Origin of the sequence: Actinomadura spongiicola, assembly GCF_003432485.1 — a bacterium.
Classification (GTDB): Bacteria; Actinomycetota; Actinomycetes; order Streptosporangiales; family Streptosporangiaceae; genus Spirillospora; species Spirillospora spongiicola.
This window is the reverse complement of the sequence record NZ_QVNQ01000008.1, coordinates 48,674-64,272: the sequence shown is the minus strand read 5'-3', so window position 1 is coordinate 64,272 and position 15,599 is coordinate 48,674. Positions and strand designations below refer to the sequence as shown.

14 protein-coding genes are annotated in these 15,599 nt (G+C 73.0%); 5 read left to right on the top strand and 9 right to left on the bottom strand.

Annotated elements, in window-relative coordinates; all coding sequences use genetic code 11:
* Window positions 1-185: 185 nt before the first annotated feature.
* The 8 genes from D0T12_RS24465 to D0T12_RS24430 all read right to left on the bottom strand — a co-directional run bounded on the left by D0T12_RS24465 (window position 186) and on the right by D0T12_RS24430 (window position 11,277).
* Window positions 186-2,759: a GMC oxidoreductase gene (locus D0T12_RS24465; protein WP_117402037.1), complete on the bottom strand. Its 2,574-nt coding sequence runs from the start codon at window positions 2,757-2,759 to the stop codon at window positions 186-188.
* 43 nt (window positions 2,760-2,802) lie between these two features.
* The gene (locus D0T12_RS24460) at window positions 2,803-3,897 is read right to left on the bottom strand and encodes an alpha/beta hydrolase (RefSeq protein ID WP_117402036.1); all 1,095 of its coding nucleotides are present in this window, start codon (window positions 3,895-3,897) and stop codon (window positions 2,803-2,805) included.
* A 186-nt stretch (window positions 3,898-4,083) separates the two neighbouring features.
* On the bottom strand, window positions 4,084-7,098 hold the full coding sequence (locus tag D0T12_RS24455; protein ID WP_117402457.1) for a helix-turn-helix transcriptional regulator: 3,015 nt from the start codon (window positions 7,096-7,098) through the stop codon (window positions 4,084-4,086).
* A 388-nt stretch (window positions 7,099-7,486) separates the two neighbouring features.
* Complete coding sequence (locus D0T12_RS24450) at window positions 7,487-8,137, bottom strand: LutC/YkgG family protein (protein WP_117402035.1); 651 nt, start codon at window positions 8,135-8,137, stop codon at window positions 7,487-7,489.
* The gene (locus D0T12_RS24445) at window positions 8,134-9,570 is read right to left on the bottom strand and encodes a LutB/LldF family L-lactate oxidation iron-sulfur protein (RefSeq protein WP_117402455.1); all 1,437 of its coding nucleotides are present in this window, start codon (window positions 9,568-9,570) and stop codon (window positions 8,134-8,136) included. The genes D0T12_RS24450 and D0T12_RS24445 overlap by 4 nt, the downstream gene beginning before the upstream one ends.
* A 41-nt stretch (window positions 9,571-9,611) precedes the next feature.
* The gene (locus tag D0T12_RS24440; RefSeq protein ID WP_117402034.1) at window positions 9,612-10,337 is read right to left on the bottom strand and encodes a (Fe-S)-binding protein; all 726 of its coding nucleotides are present in this window, start codon (window positions 10,335-10,337) and stop codon (window positions 9,612-9,614) included.
* 58 nt (window positions 10,338-10,395) lie between these two features.
* Window positions 10,396-10,893, bottom strand: coding sequence for a DinB family protein (locus D0T12_RS24435; RefSeq protein ID WP_117402033.1), 498 nt, complete (start codon window positions 10,891-10,893; stop codon window positions 10,396-10,398).
* A gap of 36 nt (window positions 10,894-10,929) precedes the next feature.
* Complete coding sequence (locus D0T12_RS24430) at window positions 10,930-11,277, bottom strand: DUF1801 domain-containing protein (protein WP_158581617.1); 348 nt, start codon at window positions 11,275-11,277, stop codon at window positions 10,930-10,932.
* A gap of 115 nt (window positions 11,278-11,392) precedes the next feature.
* On the opposite strand from D0T12_RS24430, the gene D0T12_RS24425 reads away from it, so the two are divergent.
* The 4 genes from D0T12_RS24425 (at window position 11,393) to D0T12_RS24415 (ending at window position 14,040) form a co-directional block, all read left to right on the top strand.
* A complete protein-coding gene (locus tag D0T12_RS24425) occupies window positions 11,393-11,869 on the top strand; it encodes a MarR family winged helix-turn-helix transcriptional regulator (RefSeq protein WP_199487675.1) in 477 nt (158 codons plus the stop codon).
* A 121-nt stretch (window positions 11,870-11,990) separates the two neighbouring features.
* Window positions 11,991-12,782 (top strand): aldo/keto reductase, encoded by a 792-nt coding sequence (locus D0T12_RS24420; RefSeq protein ID WP_117402451.1) that lies wholly within the window; start codon window positions 11,991-11,993, stop codon window positions 12,780-12,782.
* 54 nt (window positions 12,783-12,836) lie between these two features.
* Window positions 12,837-13,049, top strand: a complete 213-nt coding sequence (locus D0T12_RS34965; protein WP_147339618.1) for a hypothetical protein — start codon at window positions 12,837-12,839, stop codon at window positions 13,047-13,049.
* A gap of 46 nt (window positions 13,050-13,095) precedes the next feature.
* On the top strand, window positions 13,096-14,040 hold the full coding sequence (locus tag D0T12_RS24415) for a ribokinase (RefSeq protein WP_117402031.1): 945 nt from the start codon (window positions 13,096-13,098) through the stop codon (window positions 14,038-14,040).
* 4 nt (window positions 14,041-14,044) lie between these two features.
* On the opposite strand, the gene D0T12_RS24410 is transcribed toward D0T12_RS24415, so the two are convergent.
* Window positions 14,045-14,473 carry a PH domain-containing protein gene (locus D0T12_RS24410; protein WP_117402030.1) on the bottom strand — a complete coding sequence of 143 codons (429 nt, stop codon included), beginning with the start codon at window positions 14,471-14,473 and terminating at the stop codon, window positions 14,045-14,047.
* A 162-nt stretch (window positions 14,474-14,635) separates the two neighbouring features.
* Here D0T12_RS24410 and D0T12_RS24405 point away from each other — a divergent pair, with 162 nt between their 5' ends.
* Window positions 14,636-15,568, top strand: coding sequence for a Ppx/GppA phosphatase family protein (locus D0T12_RS24405; protein ID WP_117402029.1), 933 nt, complete (start codon window positions 14,636-14,638; stop codon window positions 15,566-15,568).
* The last annotated feature ends 31 nt before the right edge of the window (window positions 15,569-15,599 follow it).

Here is a 15,599-nt window from a genome sequence, read left to right as displayed (position 1 = left end):
CGACGCCCCGGGACGCCGGGCCGGGGGCCGCGCGACCCCCCGCGCGGCCCCCGGCGAGAAAGGTGCGGGCCGAGGGCACCCCGCAGTTCCCTCGGCCCGCACGACCATGCCCCCCCGGGCGCGTCCCCCGACACGCCCCTCGGACAGGCCCCCCTGCACAGTTTTTCCTGGCACCAGGCTCCCGCTCACACGAGATCCGGGCCGTACACCTCCCACAGCTCGCCCGCGAAGAACCTGCCGAAGTTCAGCAGCGTCTCCGCGCCGTCCGGCCCCGCCGTCCGGAAGGTCGTGAGCTGCCGCGCGAAGTCCGTCAGCCGGATGTGCAGCACACCCGCCGCCACGACCTCCGCGCGCCCCTCGTCCTCCTCGTCGACGTGACCGTCCAGCAGCCGCACGTACAGCGTGGACGTGTCCGGCCAGATCCGCGTCGGCGGACCGTGCAGGACGTTCTTCGTCCCGCTCAGCGTGCGGGCCCGGCCCTCGCCGTCGGTGTAGAACAGGCGGTACCTCATCAGCCGCCGGTCCACCTCGCCGTCGGCGTCCCCCGAGGGATCGACGAACAGGTTGAACGTGCCGTGCTCGACCCGGCGGCGGCCGCCGTGACCGGACGCGTCGACCCACCCCTCGGCCCGCGCCCGGTGACCCGGCTCGCGGACGAACCGGTCGGTGTCCTCCGCCGTGATCGTCAGGCGGAACGACAGCGGCCGCCGCCCGTCCGCCCGACCGCCGGTGCGCGGATCGGACTCACCGTAGGTGACGAACCCCTTCATCTCCTCGGTGAACCACAGCGACGTACGGCCCGAGGCCACGGCGGACGATCCCCCCGTCACCCCGTGACCCCCCGAAACCGGGCCGTACGCCGCCGAGCCGTTCCGGGCCGCGCCCCCCGCGCGTCCCGAGCCGGTCCCGGTCATGCCCCCGGAGCCGTGCCGGGCCTCGCGCGGCGGGCCGTCGCCCGCCCCGTCCGGCGAGCCGGAGTCCCCGCCCGGCTCGGCCCCCGTGGCAGACGGGGCGGTGACGGCGGGACCGCCCGCACCTCCTTGTGCGGACGCGTGTTCCAGCAACCGCGTGGCCAACCGGTCGGCCTGCGCGGCGATGGTGAGCGAGGGGTTCGGGCCCACCGGTCCCGGCATCGCCGCCCCGTCGGCGATGTAGAGACCCGGGAACCCGAACACCTCGCCGAAGGCGTCGCAGACGCCCTCGCCCGGGTGGGCGCCCATCGGGGCGCCGCCGAGAGGGTGGACGGTGATGATGCGCTTGCGGAACCACATCGGGTTGTCGGCGTAGTCGGCGCCGAGCACGTCCGCGATGCCCCGCATCGTCCGGCGGACCCGGTCGAACAGCGCCCTGCTGGTCTCGGTCGTCCACTCCGCCGACAGCATCCCGTCCCGCAGCCGCAGCCGCCCGTCGGCGGTGTCGCGGCCCATGCCCAGCAGCGGCAGCGAGCTCACCGTGAGGGCGCCGTCCCCGATCAGCTCCGAGATCTCCTTGGACAGGTTGGTGTCCGGCCGCCCGCGGAACATGTCGGTGAACCGCTCCCACAGGAACTTCACCGCGCGTTCGAAGTCGTTCGCGACGTCGTAGCGCTCGACGATCCAGTCGGTGAACCCGGGGTAGCCGCCGTCCTGGATGTAGGCGCCGCGTCCCGCGCCGGGCACGTCGTCCAGCTCGTCCGGCAGCCGGATCGCCGTGGTGATCACCGGGCCGCGGCTGGCGTTGAGCGGCCGGACCCGGTTGCGGTCGGTGGCGCGCAGCAGGAACGTCAGCAGGTCGCCGTTGCCGCTGAACCGGGTGCCGAGCGCGTCGCTGAGCCCCGGGAACGCCTCCCGCGACTTCAGCAGCAGGTACGTGGTGCCGTACGTCCCGGCGCCCAGGACCAGCCGGTCGCACGTGATCGTCCGGATGGGCAGCCGCCTGCGCTTCTTCAGCGACACGGCGAAGGGGTCGCGCGGGACGTCGTGGTGGACGTAGTCGACCTCGTAGCCCCCGCCCGGACGGGGCCGCAGCGCCTTCACCTCGTGGCAGGTGCGGATGTCCGCGCCGTGGTGCTCGGCCGCCGACAGGTAGTTGTGGTCCAGGCTGTTCTTCGCGCCCTCGTTGCAGCCGATGTCGCACTCGCCGCACAGCTGGCACGTCCGGCGCGGGACGCCGTGGATGTTGCCGTAGCCCGCGTCCACGATCGGCAGGCTGATCCCGGGCTCACCGCCCGGCCGCTCGGCGAAGCTGACCGCGAGCGGCGGGAGCGTGCACTGCAACCCCAGCTCCGCCGCCGCGTCCTGCATCGCGTGCGTCTTCGGCGTGTTGTCGTAGGGCACCCGGTCCAGCGGGTACGGCGCCGCGCCGATCATCCTTTCGACCGCGTCGTAGTGCGGGTCCAGGTCGGCGCGGGAGATCGGCCACGGCTCGTGCGCTCCACCGGGCAGGTCGTTGACGAACCAGTTCTCGTCCTTGCGCAGCAGCACGTTCGCGTAGATCAGCGATCCGCCGCCGAGACCCGCGGACACGACCGAGTCGCAGCCCTTGAAGCTCCACACGTCGAACATTCCGTAGAGCCCGGCGTCCGGGTCCCAGAACGCCCGTCCCATCTCGGCGGGGGAGCGGGGGAAGGCGCCCGGCGGGTACGGCTGGCCGCGCTCCAGCAGGACGACCGACAGCCCGGCCTCCGCCAGCCGGTACGCGGCGACGGAACCGCCGAACCCCGAACCGACCACCACCGCGTCGACGTGCTCCCCGCCGCTGTTCCTGGTGCCCTCGCTCATCGCACCGAGCCCTTCGCCGCCGTGCCGTTCCGCGTCGAGGTCCTCATGAGCTGTGCCGCTTGAGGAAGTCGACGATGTGCGGAAACACGTCGAGGTGGGCGTTCTTGCCGATGAGGGGATCCAGATGGCCGTAGCCGGGCAGGACGGCCAGCTCGTGGCGCCCGGGCGCCACCCGCTCCAGAAGCCTGTGCATATGAATGTTGGAGTCGGTGAAGACGCGGTTGTTGCTCGGCGCGAGCAGCAGCATCGACGTCTCCACGTCCGCCGCGTTCGCCAGGTAGTCGCGCGGCAGGGCGGCGTACCGCGAGTCCCGGTCCGCGAACCGCACCGCGCGCCCCGCCTTGATCATCTTGCGGACGTGCTGGTAGTAGCTCAGTCCCGACCCGGCGCAGATGTCGGCGACGCGGGCGTGGGTCTCGGGCAGCAGGTTGGAGTGCTCGTACATCGCCGGCTTGCCCGCGCCCCACTGGAAGCTCTGCATGTGGCAGGCGCGGACGTCGCACTCGCGGTGGAACACCGACACCGCCCGCGACACCATCCACGGCCGGGTGAACGGCCGCGCCTGCCCGAACCTCGGGTCGAGGAACGGCAGGCCGATGACGTACTCCAGAACCCAGAGGCCGAGGCTCAGCTTCAGCTTCGACCACGCCGGGACCCGGGGCGTCAGGGACACGCTGTTGCAGGTCAGGGTGGCGATGTCGGTGACGGTCCCGGCGGACATGCTCATCGCGAACGCCACCGCGCCCAGGCAGTGCGCGATGACGTGCACCCTGCGGTCCCCGATGTGCCGGCGCAGCTCCGCGATCGCGGGCGGGAAGTCGTGCAGGGCGATGTCGTCGAGGTTGAAGCCGTGCGTCTCGGTGCTGTACGGGTAGCGGCCGCTCATCCGGAAGTCGAGGGCCCAGACGTCGGTGAACCCGTTGTCGAGCAGGTGGGACGCCAGGTTGGGGATCTCAGGGAGGATGAACAGGTCGCTGGAGGAGGTGAGCCCGTGGATGAGCAGGACGACGTCGTCGCTCTCCTCGCGCAGGAACCGCGTCAGGTGCAGCCCGAGGCCGTCCTCCGTCGTGACCGGATACGTCGAGATGTCCGCATCCTTCACGCCATCGAACGTGAACCTGGGGATCAGCCGTTCCATCTGTGCTCACCTCCATTTGTCTCGCAACGATGATGCTGGGATCCACCGGCGCGGGGCATCGTGGTAAACCCGTACTTCTCCCCCGAGAACCCGGTTCGGTGGACACGGGACGGATCCGCTCACGTCCGCGACCATCGTGTCCGTTACTACTGTGATGGTCTAGGGCGCGCAGAGGTTCCGAAACCGTCAGTCGGTACCGGGAGCGCCGGGTTCGGCCGTGCCCCGGGTGAGGGCGTTCACCACACCCACCCGGGAACTCACCCCGAACTTGGCGAAGATGTGCGACAGATGCGTCTCGACCGTGCGGATGCTGACGTACAGCCGGTCGGCGATCTGCGAGTTCGTGCAGCCCTCGACGACCAGGGACGCGACCTCGTACTCCCGCTTGGACAGCCCGCCCGGCAGCCGGGAGTTCCGGCCGCCCTTGGACCCCTTGGCCGGCACCCGCACCCCGAGCCGGCGTTGCTCCCGGACCACCTGGGCGTGCAGGGCCCGCGCCCCGCAGCCGGAGAAGATCTCGGCGGCCAGCCGCAGCTGCGCGCGGGCCGCGGTCCGGTCACCGGCCTCGGCGTGCGCCTGACCGGCGCGCAGCCGGGCGCGGCCGACGTCGATCCGGTGCCCCGCCTCCTCGAACGTCTCCGCCGCCGCGAGCGCCTCCCGCGCCGCCTGCGCGGCGTCGGTGGGCTGGAGGGCGTGCGCGCGGGCGAGCCGCGCCAGCGCGTTGTGCGCGTCCAGGCCCGGGATGATCAGATGCTCGGTGCGCTTCACCCACCGCGCCGCCGCGTCGGCGCGACCCCGCGCGGCCTCGACCCCGGCCATCATCTCGCTGATCGACAGCTGGGTGCGCTGGTCCAGCGGCCCGCTGACCGCGCGTTCGAACGCCTCGGCGGCCTCGTCCGGACGCCCGAGCCCGAGCAGCGCGGTCGCGTGCGCGTAGCGGGCCATCGACCCCCACCACTCGCCGACGCCCGCGCCGACCTCGATGGCCTCCTCGGCGTGCCGCAGGGCGGTCCCGTTGTCGCCCGACCAGCCCGTCACCAGGCTCTGCTGGGTCAACGCGAACACCAGCTGCTGCCCCGAGTTGAGGAGCCGCGCCTCCTCGACCGACTCCTCCGCGGCCGCCGCGGCCTCCTCCAGCCGCCCCAGCATCCCGTGGGCGCGGGCCAGACCCGCCATCAGGTTCGTGACGATGTACAGCTGGCCCGTGGACCGGGCGATGGCGACGGCCCGCTGGAACCGGTCGGCCGCGTTGTGGAATTGGCCCATGAACGTCTCCGCCCAGCACAGCCAGGCGATCGCGTCCATCCACTCGGCCAGGTGCTCGTCGGGCGCCGCGTTGGTCAGCCGGTCGGCGGCCTCCAGGTAGCGGATGGCGTCCTGGACGCGGCCCGCCGCCAGCGCGGGCATCGGCCGCACCGCGGCGACCGCCAGCTTCAGGCTGGGCTCCCAGTCCTCGGAGTTGTCGGGCATCAGGTCCAGGACGGCCTGCGCGGCGCGGAAGTCGATCCGCATCATCCGCTCCGCGACGAGCCGCATCCGCAGCGGCACGGCGGCCGGGGACCGCGGGTCGGGCATCCGGCGCAGCTCGTCCAGCAGCAGGGCGCGCGCCTCGTGCGGGCGGCCGAGCTGCCGCTCCATCAGCGCGGCGAGCCGGGCCGCGCGGGCCCGCCGCTCGTAGTCGTCCGGCGGCAGCATCCGCAGCACGTTCCGCGCGGTCTCGCGTCCCTCGGTGAGGTGCCCGCCGACCGTCTGGACCCGCGCCAGCTCCATCATCAGTTCCAGGCGGGACGGCAACGCCGGATCGTCGGCCGTTCCGTCCGCCTCCGCGGCGGCGCCGGTCGTCGGCATGAGACTGAGCGCCGACTGCAACCAGTGCGCGGCCGTCGTCGGCGCCTGGGTGGCGAACGCACGCGCCGCCTCCACCAGGGTCGCGATGGCGTTCCGGTCGCCGACGCGGCCCGACCGCTCCAGGTGCCGGGCGCGGACGGCCGCGGGCGCGCCGATCTCGGTGAGGTACGTGGCGATGCGGCCGTGCGCCGCCAGCCGCCACCCCGCCGCCGCCGACCGGTACGCGGCGTGGCGGACGAGCGGATGCCGGAACCGGAACCGCTCCGCCCGGGGCCGCACGATGTCGCGGGCGACCAGCTCGTCCAGCGCGGCCAGCGCCTCCTGCTCGCTCACCTGCGCCGCCGCGGCGGCCAGCATCGGGGTGAACTCGTCGGCCGCGACCGCCGCGCTCTGCGCGATCAGCTGCGCCTCCGGCGACAGGCCGCTCAGCTCCAGTTGCAGCGCCGCGCGGACCGCGGGCGGCAGCTCGCCCTCGGTGTCGCCCGCGGCGAGCGGTTCCCGGGTGCGGGCCAGCGCCTCCAGGTAGAAGGGGTTGCCGCCGCTGGCCTTGTACAGTTCGCGGCAGCGCGTCCCGCTGACACCCGGGCCGAGCAGCTCGGCGACCTCGTCCTGGGTGAGCGGCCGGACCGGCAGCCGGCTCCCGCCGACCGCCTGGAGGGACGCCTGCACCAGCGCGGCGAGGCGGGCGGACGCCTGGGCGGGCCGGTACGCGAGCGCGATCAGCACGCTGGCGCGCGGCGGATGCCGGACGAGATGGTCGAGCAGTTCGATCGTGGCGTCGTCGGCCCAGTGGACGTCGTCGAGGATCAGCACCAGTCCCGACGGCGCCGCCACCTGCTCCAGCAGATGCCGCACCGCCCGGTACAGCTGGTAGCGGGCGACCGGCGTGTTGTCCGGCGCCGCCCCCGCCGGGCTCGGGCGCGGTTCCGCGTGCGTGGCTTCGTTCGGCCGGGGGCCGTCGTGGAGGCCGGTGTGCTCGCCGTCGTGGAGGGCGGCGGACAGCGCGGGGAACACGGGGGCCAGCAGCCGCACGGTCGTCGGGCTCAGATCGCCGATGTGCTCCTCGAGATGGTCGTCGAGCGCGTCGACGACGGCGCCGAACGGCATCTCCTGCTCGAACTCGGCGGCCCGGCCCGCCAGGATGCCGAGCTTGCGGGCGTCCGCGGCGTTCCACAGCTCGGTGAGGAGGCGGGTCTTGCCCGCGCCCGGTTCGCCGACCAGCGCGAGGAAACGGAACGAGTCGGCCGCGGTGGCGTCCAGGGCCTCGTCGAAGGCATGAAGGACGTCCTGCCGGCCGACGAGGGGAACGCTGTCCGGCGACTCGACGCCGCCGTGGCCGGAACGACCCTCCATGTCCACACCCCACCAGTGACAGGCGGTCGATACGCCGTGATCCGTGCTTTTTGTTGAAGTTCCTGAGAATTGGCGGGATTTACCCTATCGGGTGGAACGTCCATAAGGCGGGGCAACACGCCCCACCCGAGCCCCCGGCACCGGGCGGGTGCACTCGACCACCCGCTCCGCCGCCCGGCGCTCCACCCGGATCCTCACTGTGTTGTCCACGTGTTGTCCACGCCGTTGTTTCACTGCTATCAACCGTCCTCCCGGGCCGTGTGTCAACCTCGGGAGGGTAAACCGTTCCGCCGTCGTGACCTCCGACCGAACTCCGAGTGGCGCCGGGCCGGTCACGCGCGGTACCGCACCCGCCGAGCATAACCCGGCCCCCGGAGGGCGGCATCGGTCATTCGACGAGGAGCACCTCCAGGGCGCGCGGACCGTGCACGCCCTCGACCCGGGTCAGCTCGATGTCGCTCGTCGCCGACGGGCCGGACACGAACGTCAGCGGCCGGCGCGGGTCGAGCCGCTCCAGGGCCTCGGGCACGTCGGCGACGACCCGCTCGGCGAGCACGACGATCAGATGGCGGTCGGGGACGAGGGACAGCGCCCGCGGCCCCTGGTCGGCGCCGTGGTCGAGGACGATCGTGCCGGTCTCGGCGATGGCGACGGCGCAGCCGGTGACCGCGCCCGCGAGACCGTCGAGCGACGAGACCGGCGGGTCGCGGACGAGCGCGGCCCGCGTCGCGGACGTCCACTCGGCGGGCAGGCCGGACGGCACGCCGTAGGAGCCGCTGCCGGCCGCCAACCGCTCGGCGAGCGTCCCCGGCACCTCCGAGACGCGGACGCGCAGGACCGTCGCGCGGTAGTCGGCGACCCGCGCGGCGAACAGGTCGAGGATCCCGCCGTCGCCCGCACCGCCGTGGTGGCGGCGCAGGTAGCGGCGGTCGATCCGCGCGTACGCCGCGGCGACGTCCCCGTCCCCGGTCGCCCGCCGCGCGCCTCTCGCGCTCTCGACCCGTTCGATCCGGCGGAGGATCTCTTCGCGAGCGCTCACCCGCCGTCCTCCTCCCGACCTCCGGTTCGGGCCCACCAGGCGCGGAACGACTCGGACGGGGGCGCGGGCGCGTCCCGTGTCTCGGTCCAGGCGCCGAGCGGGCCGGGCAGCCGCCGGATCCGGCCGCCGCGCGCCACGACACGGCGGGCCGAGGACGCGGCGCGCTGGGCGAGCGCGAGCCGGGTCGGGGAACGCAGCGTCCACCCCGCCGCCGCCATCGCGACCCGTTCGAGCGGACGGCGCGGGCCGTCCTCGACGACGCGGGCCCGCAGGCGCACCAGCACCTCCGGGATGTCGATCGCGACCGGGCACACCTCGTAGCACGCGCCGCACAGCGACGACGCGAACGGCAACGACGCGTCGACCTCCGACCCGACGCCCCTCATCTGCGGCGACAGGATCGCGCCGATCGGCCCCGGGTACGGCGACCCGTAGGCGTGACCGCCCGCGCGCCGGTACACCGGGCACACGTTCAGGCACGCCGAGCAGCGGATGCACCGCAGCGCCTGGCGTCCCACGTCGTCCGCGAGGGTCGCGGTCCTGCCGTTGTCCAGCAGGACGAGGTGGAAGTTCCGCGGGCCGTCGCCGGGATGGACGCCCGTCCACATGGAGGTGTACGGGTTCATCCGCTCCGCCGTGGACGAGCGCGGCAGCAGTTGGAGGAACACCTCCAGGTCGCGTCGGCTCGGCACGATCTTCTCGATGCCCATCACCGAGATCAGCGTCTCCGGCAGCGTCAGGCACATCCGTCCGTTGCCCTCCGACTCCACCACCACGAGGGTGCCGGTGTCGGCCACGGCGAAGTTCACCCCCGACACCGCGACCTTCGCCGACAGGAACTTGGCGCGCAGGTGACGCCGCGCGGCCTCCGCCAGCTCGGCCGGGGAGTCGGTGAGGCCCGCCGGGACGTCCTCCATCGCGCGCAGGAAGATGTCGCGGATGTCGGCCCTGTTCCGGTGGACGGCCGGAACGAGAAGGTGCGACGGGCGGTCGTCCCCCAACTGGACGATCAGCTCCGCGAGGTCGGTCTCGTAGGCGGTGATGCCTTCCTCGGCGAGGAACTCGTTCAGCCCGATCTCCTGGGTGGCCATCGACTTGACCTTCACGACCTCGGTCTCGCCCGTCGCCTTCACCAGGTCCGCGACGATCCGGTCGGCCTCGGCGGCGTCGCGGGCCCAGTGCACCGTCCCACCGGCGCCGGTGACCTTCTCCTCCAGCAGCCGCAGGTAGTGGCCGAGGTGTTCCAGCACATGGTCCTTGATCTGCCTGCCCGCCTCCCGCAGCTCCGCCCAGTCGTCCAGTTCGGCGACCGCCTCCGCGCGGCGCGCCCGGATCGTGGTGGTCGCGTGCGCGAGGTTGCCGCGCAGCCGCGCGTCGGACACCGCGCGGCGCGCCGCGTCCGGGAAGGACGGCGTCCCCAGATACGTCGGCATCGCGCCCCGGCCGGGGCCGTCCTCGCGCGCCGCCCGGCCCGTCACGCGGGGGCCTGTTCGGTGGAGGCGAGGATCTCGGCGAGGTGCAGGGTCCGCACCCCGGCGCGCGTGCGGGTGAGCGCGCCGCCGATGTGCGCCAGGCAGGAGTTGTCGGCCGCGCACAGCGTCTCGGCGCCGGTCCCGCGGACGGCGGTGACCTTGTCGGCGCACATCGCGGCCGACACCTCGGAGTTCTTCAGCGCGAACGTCCCGCCGAAACCGCAGCACTCGTCCGCGTCCGGCAGTTCGCGAAGGTCGATGCCGCGCACCTCGCCCAGCAGCCGCAGCGGACGGTCGCCGACACGCAGCGTCCGCAGCGAATGGCACGTCGGATGGTAGGTGACGCGGTGCGGGAAGTAGGCGCCCACGTCGGTGACGCCCAGCACGTCCACCAGGAACTCCGACAGTTCATGGACGCGCCGCCCCGCGCTAGCGGCCGTCCCGGCGGAACTCGGGGCGAGCCTCGGATGCCAGTCACGGATCATCGCGGCGCACGACGCGGACGGCGTCACGATCGCGTCGTAGGGCGCGAACGTCTCCTCGAAGGCCGTCACGAGCGGGACGGCCTGGCGCCGGTAGCCGGTGTTGAGGTGCATCTGCCCGCAGCAGGTCTGCCCGGCCGGGAACTCGACGTCGTGGCCGAGCCTGCGCAGCAGCCGCACCGTCGCCTTCCCCGTCTCCGGGAACAGCGTGTCGTTCACGCAGGTGAGGAACAACGCGACCCGCATTCCGCGCCTCCCGGGAAAGTGGTGGTCGAAACCCGTCGTCGTCTCGTACCCGGCCGGGTCAGCGGCCCACCGAACCGTCGATCCGCTCGCGCAGGATGTCGGCGTGCCCGGCGTGCCGCGCCGTCTCCTCGATCATGTGCACCAGTACCCACCGCATCGACGGCGGCGGCGTGTCGCGCAGCGACCGGGCGCCCTCCCGGTCCAGGCCGGGACAGGCCGCCGTGATCGCGTTGCTCCGGGCGACCGCCTCCCGGTACGCGGCGACGAGGTCCTCGGCGGTCTCGTCGTCGCGCGGCGGTTCCTCGTGGTCCCACATCGGCACGTCGGCGCCCTCGTACGCCCACACGAACCAGTTCAGTTCGACGCGGGTCAGGTGTTTGACCAGGCCGAGGAGGCTCGTGCCCGACGGGACGCCGGGCGCGCGGGCCGCCTCGTCCGGGACGCCCGTCGCCTTGGCCGCCACCGCGTCCCGCAGGTAGTCGAGGAACGTCAGCAACGTCGTCCGCTCGTCGGCGTTCAGGTTCGGCGGACGGACGTCTCCACGCGGTTCGCTCATCCCTGGACTCTATTCCGAGATCCGGGACGTCTCCGGTCAGGCCCGGTCCAGCCGGACGGCCTGGGCGATGTAGTCGCGCAGCGCCTCCTCGTTGATCCCGTCCAGTGACTTGATCTTCACGTGCCGGGTCTTCTTGCCGACGCCCTCCAGCAGACCGTGCGGGTCCTCGAACTCGGCGCCGCGCTCGAAGGCGAAGGTGAGGTGCGTCCTGCTCTGGCTGATCACCGCGAGGATCCGCCTGCCGCGCCAGGCGGGCGACCCGTAGGTGAGGCACTCGGCGGCGTCGGGCGCGCCCTCGGCCATCAGCGCGCGCAGCGCCGTCAGGATCTCGGTGTACTTCGGGTCGAGCTTGGTCGCGACATAGGTGTCGATCTCGGTGCCCATGGGGGTTCCTTTCCTGGGCATCCCCGTGTCGGGGATGGTTCGGTGCCGTGCGAGTACGCTATAGTCACTGGCATTGATAGTCAAGATAAGTGACTAAATTCCTCGGGAGGGGTCCATGGAGACGGCAGCGGAAGACGCGGACCACGCCGGAGGCTCGACCTCCGACCTGGGCATGCTGGCCGGTCAGCTGATGCGGGGCCTGCAGGAGGAGCTGTTCGCGCGCCTGGCCGAGCAGGGCCATCCGGACGTCCGGCCCCGGCACGGCACCGTCCTCGCGTTCCTCGACCCCGCCGGGCTGCGCGCGACCGAGCTGTCGGCCCGCTCCGGCCAGCACAAGCAGATCGTCGGGACGATCGTCGACGAGCTCGTCGCCCTCGGGTACGTCCGCCGCGAACCCGACCCCTCCGACCGCCGCGCCAAGCGGATCGTCCCCACCGAGCACGGCCTCGACGAGATCGCCAAGGCGCGCGCCATCCTCGCCTCCATCGAGCGGCGCCACCGCGAGAGCCTCGGCGACGCGCGCTTCGACGTCTTCAAAGCCGCCTTCCAGGAGGTCGTCCGAGGTCAGCGCGCGTGGAGGGAGTCACGGTGAGCCGGAGGGCCCGTTCCGGGAACGCGGATTCGGGTCGCGTCCGCCGGGCAGGATCGCCCCAGCGCCGCTGAGGAGGGAAAACGTGACCGTACCGAAGGTTGATCTCATCGACGGGACCGCGATGCCGCAGGTCGGCTTCGGGGTCTTCCAGGTGTCGGACGACGAGGCGGAACGCGCGGTGGCGACGGCGTTGCGGGAGGGTTACCGCAGCGTCGACACGGCGAGCGCCTACGGGAACGAGACGGGGGTCGGGCGGGCGCTGCGCGGGTCGGGCGTGCCGCGTGAGGAACTCTTCGTCACCACGAAACTGTGGAACGACGAGCAGGGGTTCGACAACGCGCTGCGGGCCTGCGAGGCGAGCCTCTCCCGGCTCGGCCTCGACTACCTGGACCTCTACCTGATCCACTGGCCCGTGCCGGACCGTGGCCTGTACCTGGAGACGTGGCGGGCGCTCGAGCGGCTCAAGGAGGACGGGCGCGCCCGCTCGATCGGCGTGTCGAACTTCACCGTGGGGACGCTGGGACGGGTCATCGAGGAGGCGGACGTCGTCCCGGCCGTGAACCAGATCGAGTTGCATCCGTACTTCCAACAGGACGGCCTGCGCGCCTTCCACCGGGACCACGGCATCCGGACCGAGGCGTGGGCGCCGCTCGGCCAGGGACGCGGGCTCCTGGACGACCCCGCCCTCGCCGCCGTCGCACGCGCCCATGACCGCACACCCGCGCAGGTCGTGCTCAGGTGGCATCTGCAGATCGGCGACGTGGTGATCCCGAAGTCGGTGACGCCGTCCAGGATCGCCGAGAACCTCGACGTGTTCGGGTTCGAGCTGTCTCCGGACGACATGAAGACGATCGGCGAGTTGGACAAGGGCGTCCGGTTCGGCCCCGATCCCGTCACGTTCGGCACGGGCTGACCGGACCGACCCCCACTCCGACAACGGACTGTCACCCAAAGTAACTTTCCATGTGTGGAGAGTGATCGGGGGAGTTGGGTCGGGCCGGACGGTCTGCGGGTGACGGCGGTACGGCTCGACGGGGCGCACCAGGTGTGGGCTCGGTACACCGGAGTGCGAGGTCAGAGCGCGTTCCTGGTGACGCGCGACGGGGCGTTCGTCGGCTACTACCGGTCGGTGGAGGAGCTGGCCGAGGTGGTCGACCTGGCGGACCTGCGCACGCCGTGACCACGCGTGGTTGCGCGCACGCCCTACGCCGGGTAACCGTTACACCGTGCGTTCAAGGGACTGGGACGTCGTCGTCGTCGGATCCGTCAACGCCGACCTGGTGGTCGGCGTCGACCGGCGGCCCGCGCCGGGGGAGACGGTGCTCGGCTCCGACCTCGCCACGCATCCGGGCGGCAAGGGCGCCAACCAGGCGGTCGCGGCGGCCCGGCTCGGCGCGCGGGCCGCGCTCGTCGGACGGATCGGCGACGACGGCCACGGCGCGCTGCTGCGCGGAGCCCTCGCGGCCGACGGCGTCGGCCTGGACCGGCTCGCGACCACGCCCGGGGTGCCGACCGGCGTCGCGATGATCACGGTCGGACCGGACGGCGACAACAGTATCGTCGTCTCGCCCGGCGCCAACGCCCGGCTCGACCCCGCCGACGTGGCGCGGGCCCGGGACGTGATCGCCGGCGCGTCGGTCGTCTCGCTCCAGTTGGAGGTGCCGCTTCCCGCCGTGGAGGCCGCCGCCCGCATCGCCGCCGAGGCCGGCGGCCGGGTCGTCCTCAACCTCTCGCCGCCCGCGGCCGTCCCCGACGAGCTGCTCGCGCTCTGCGACCCGCTCGTCGTCAACGAGCACGAGGCCGCCTTCCTTCTCGGCGCGGGCGCCCGCGCGGAGGACCCGGCCGCGATGGCGGCGGCGCTCGCACGGTCCGGGCCGCGCTCGGTCGTGGTCACCTGCGGCGCCGACGGAGCGGTGGTCGCGGACGGAGCGGGCCCCGAGGGCGCCGGTGGGACGGTCAGGATCGCGTCCCCGACGGTGGAGCCGGTCGACACGACCGGCGCGGGCGACGCGTTCACGGCGGCGCTGTGCCTGCGACTCGCGCGGGGCGACTCGCCGCCGGACGCGGCCCGCCTCGCCGTCCGCGCGGGCGCCGCCGCCGTCCGCCGACCGGGGGCGCAGAGCTCCTTTCCCACGCCGGACGAGCTTCCCGACCCGGCTCCCGGCGGATAGGCGGTCAGCGGGTCGTGCGGGCGCGAAGCCTGTACAGCTCGTCGGCGACGTCGTGGACGTCGGCGCCCAGGTCGAACGCGCTGAGCAGGTGCAGATCGTCGCCGGTCTCGATCTCCAGCAGGCGGGTGTGCAGGAGGAGCCGCCGCCGCTCGTCCACCCGGATGGCGGTCACGTCGTCCCAGGGGATGCGGCGGCGCCGGGCGTAGCCGGTCACGACGGTGACGCCGGCGCCGTCGGCGGCGAGCCGGACCGGGGCGAGCAGGTCGCGCAGGACCAGGGCGTTCAGGCCGAGCGCCGCCGCGACCGCGAGGAACAGGAACTGGGGGTCGTGGCCGTACAGGACGATCAACGCGGTGACGGCCGCCGCGCCCGCGCATTTGACCACCACATGCCCGGGCGGCACCCGCCAGCGGCGTTCCGCACCCGTCTCCATGACAGCCCCCTTCCCGGAACCGTGCTGAATCCGCCACCGTAACCCGCGCGGGCGCGTGGGACGGGTGCATGGGTCGGGTGCGAGGGGCCTGAACGGTCACATTGCTGTTTCCCGGAGCAGTCGGCCCGGAATGCGGTGAAACCGTCCGATAGCGTCATACGCATGCGACTCGGCGTGTTGGACGTGGGCTCGAACACCGTGCACCTGCTGGTGGTGGACGCCCATGAGGGTGCGCGGCCGCTGCCCGCGTTCTCCCACAAGGCGGAGATGCGGCTCGCCGACCACCTGGACGACAAGGACCGTCTCTCCGCGGAGGGGGAGGCGCTGCTGCGGGACTTCGTCGACGAGGCGGTGCAGATCGGGGAGGACAAGGGCGTCGAGGACCTGGTCGCGTTCGCCACGTCCGCGGTCCGCGACGCCGCCAACGGCGAGGCGGTCCTGGAACGGATCCGCGCCGACAAGGGCATCGACATCAGGGCCCTGTCCGGCGAGGAGGAGGCGCGGCTGACGTTCCTCGCGGTGCGGCGCTGGTTCGGCTGGTCGTCGGGACGGCTGCTGGTGGTGGACATCGGCGGCGGCTCGCTGGAGGTCGCGTCCGGGATCGACGAGGAGCCGGACGTCGCGTTCTCGCTGCCGCTCGGCGCGGGACGGCTGACCCGCGACCGGTTCACCGCCGACCCGCCGCCCCCGGAGGAGGTCCGGAGCCTGCGCCGCCACGTCCGGGCGGAGATCGCGCGGCGGGTCGGGGACGTCTCCCGGTACGGCCCGGCGGACCACGCGGTCGCGACGTCGAAGACGTTCAAGCAGCTCGCCCGTATCGCCGGTGCCGCCCCGTCGGCGGAGGGACCGTACCAACGGCGGGTGCTGGCGGGTGACGACCTCACCGAATGGGCGGGGAAACTGGCGGCGATGCCGTCGGCGGAGCGGGCGGCACTGCCGGGCGTGTCGGAGCGGCGCGCCCCGCAACTGCTCGCGGGCGCGATCGTCGCGGACGCGGCGATGGACCTGTTCGAGCTCTCCGAGCTGGAGATCTGTCCCTGGGCGCTGCGTGAGGGCCTCATTCTCCGACGTCTCGACATGATGACAACCGGTTGACCGGATCCGGCCGCCGGTTGCGCGCGTCGCG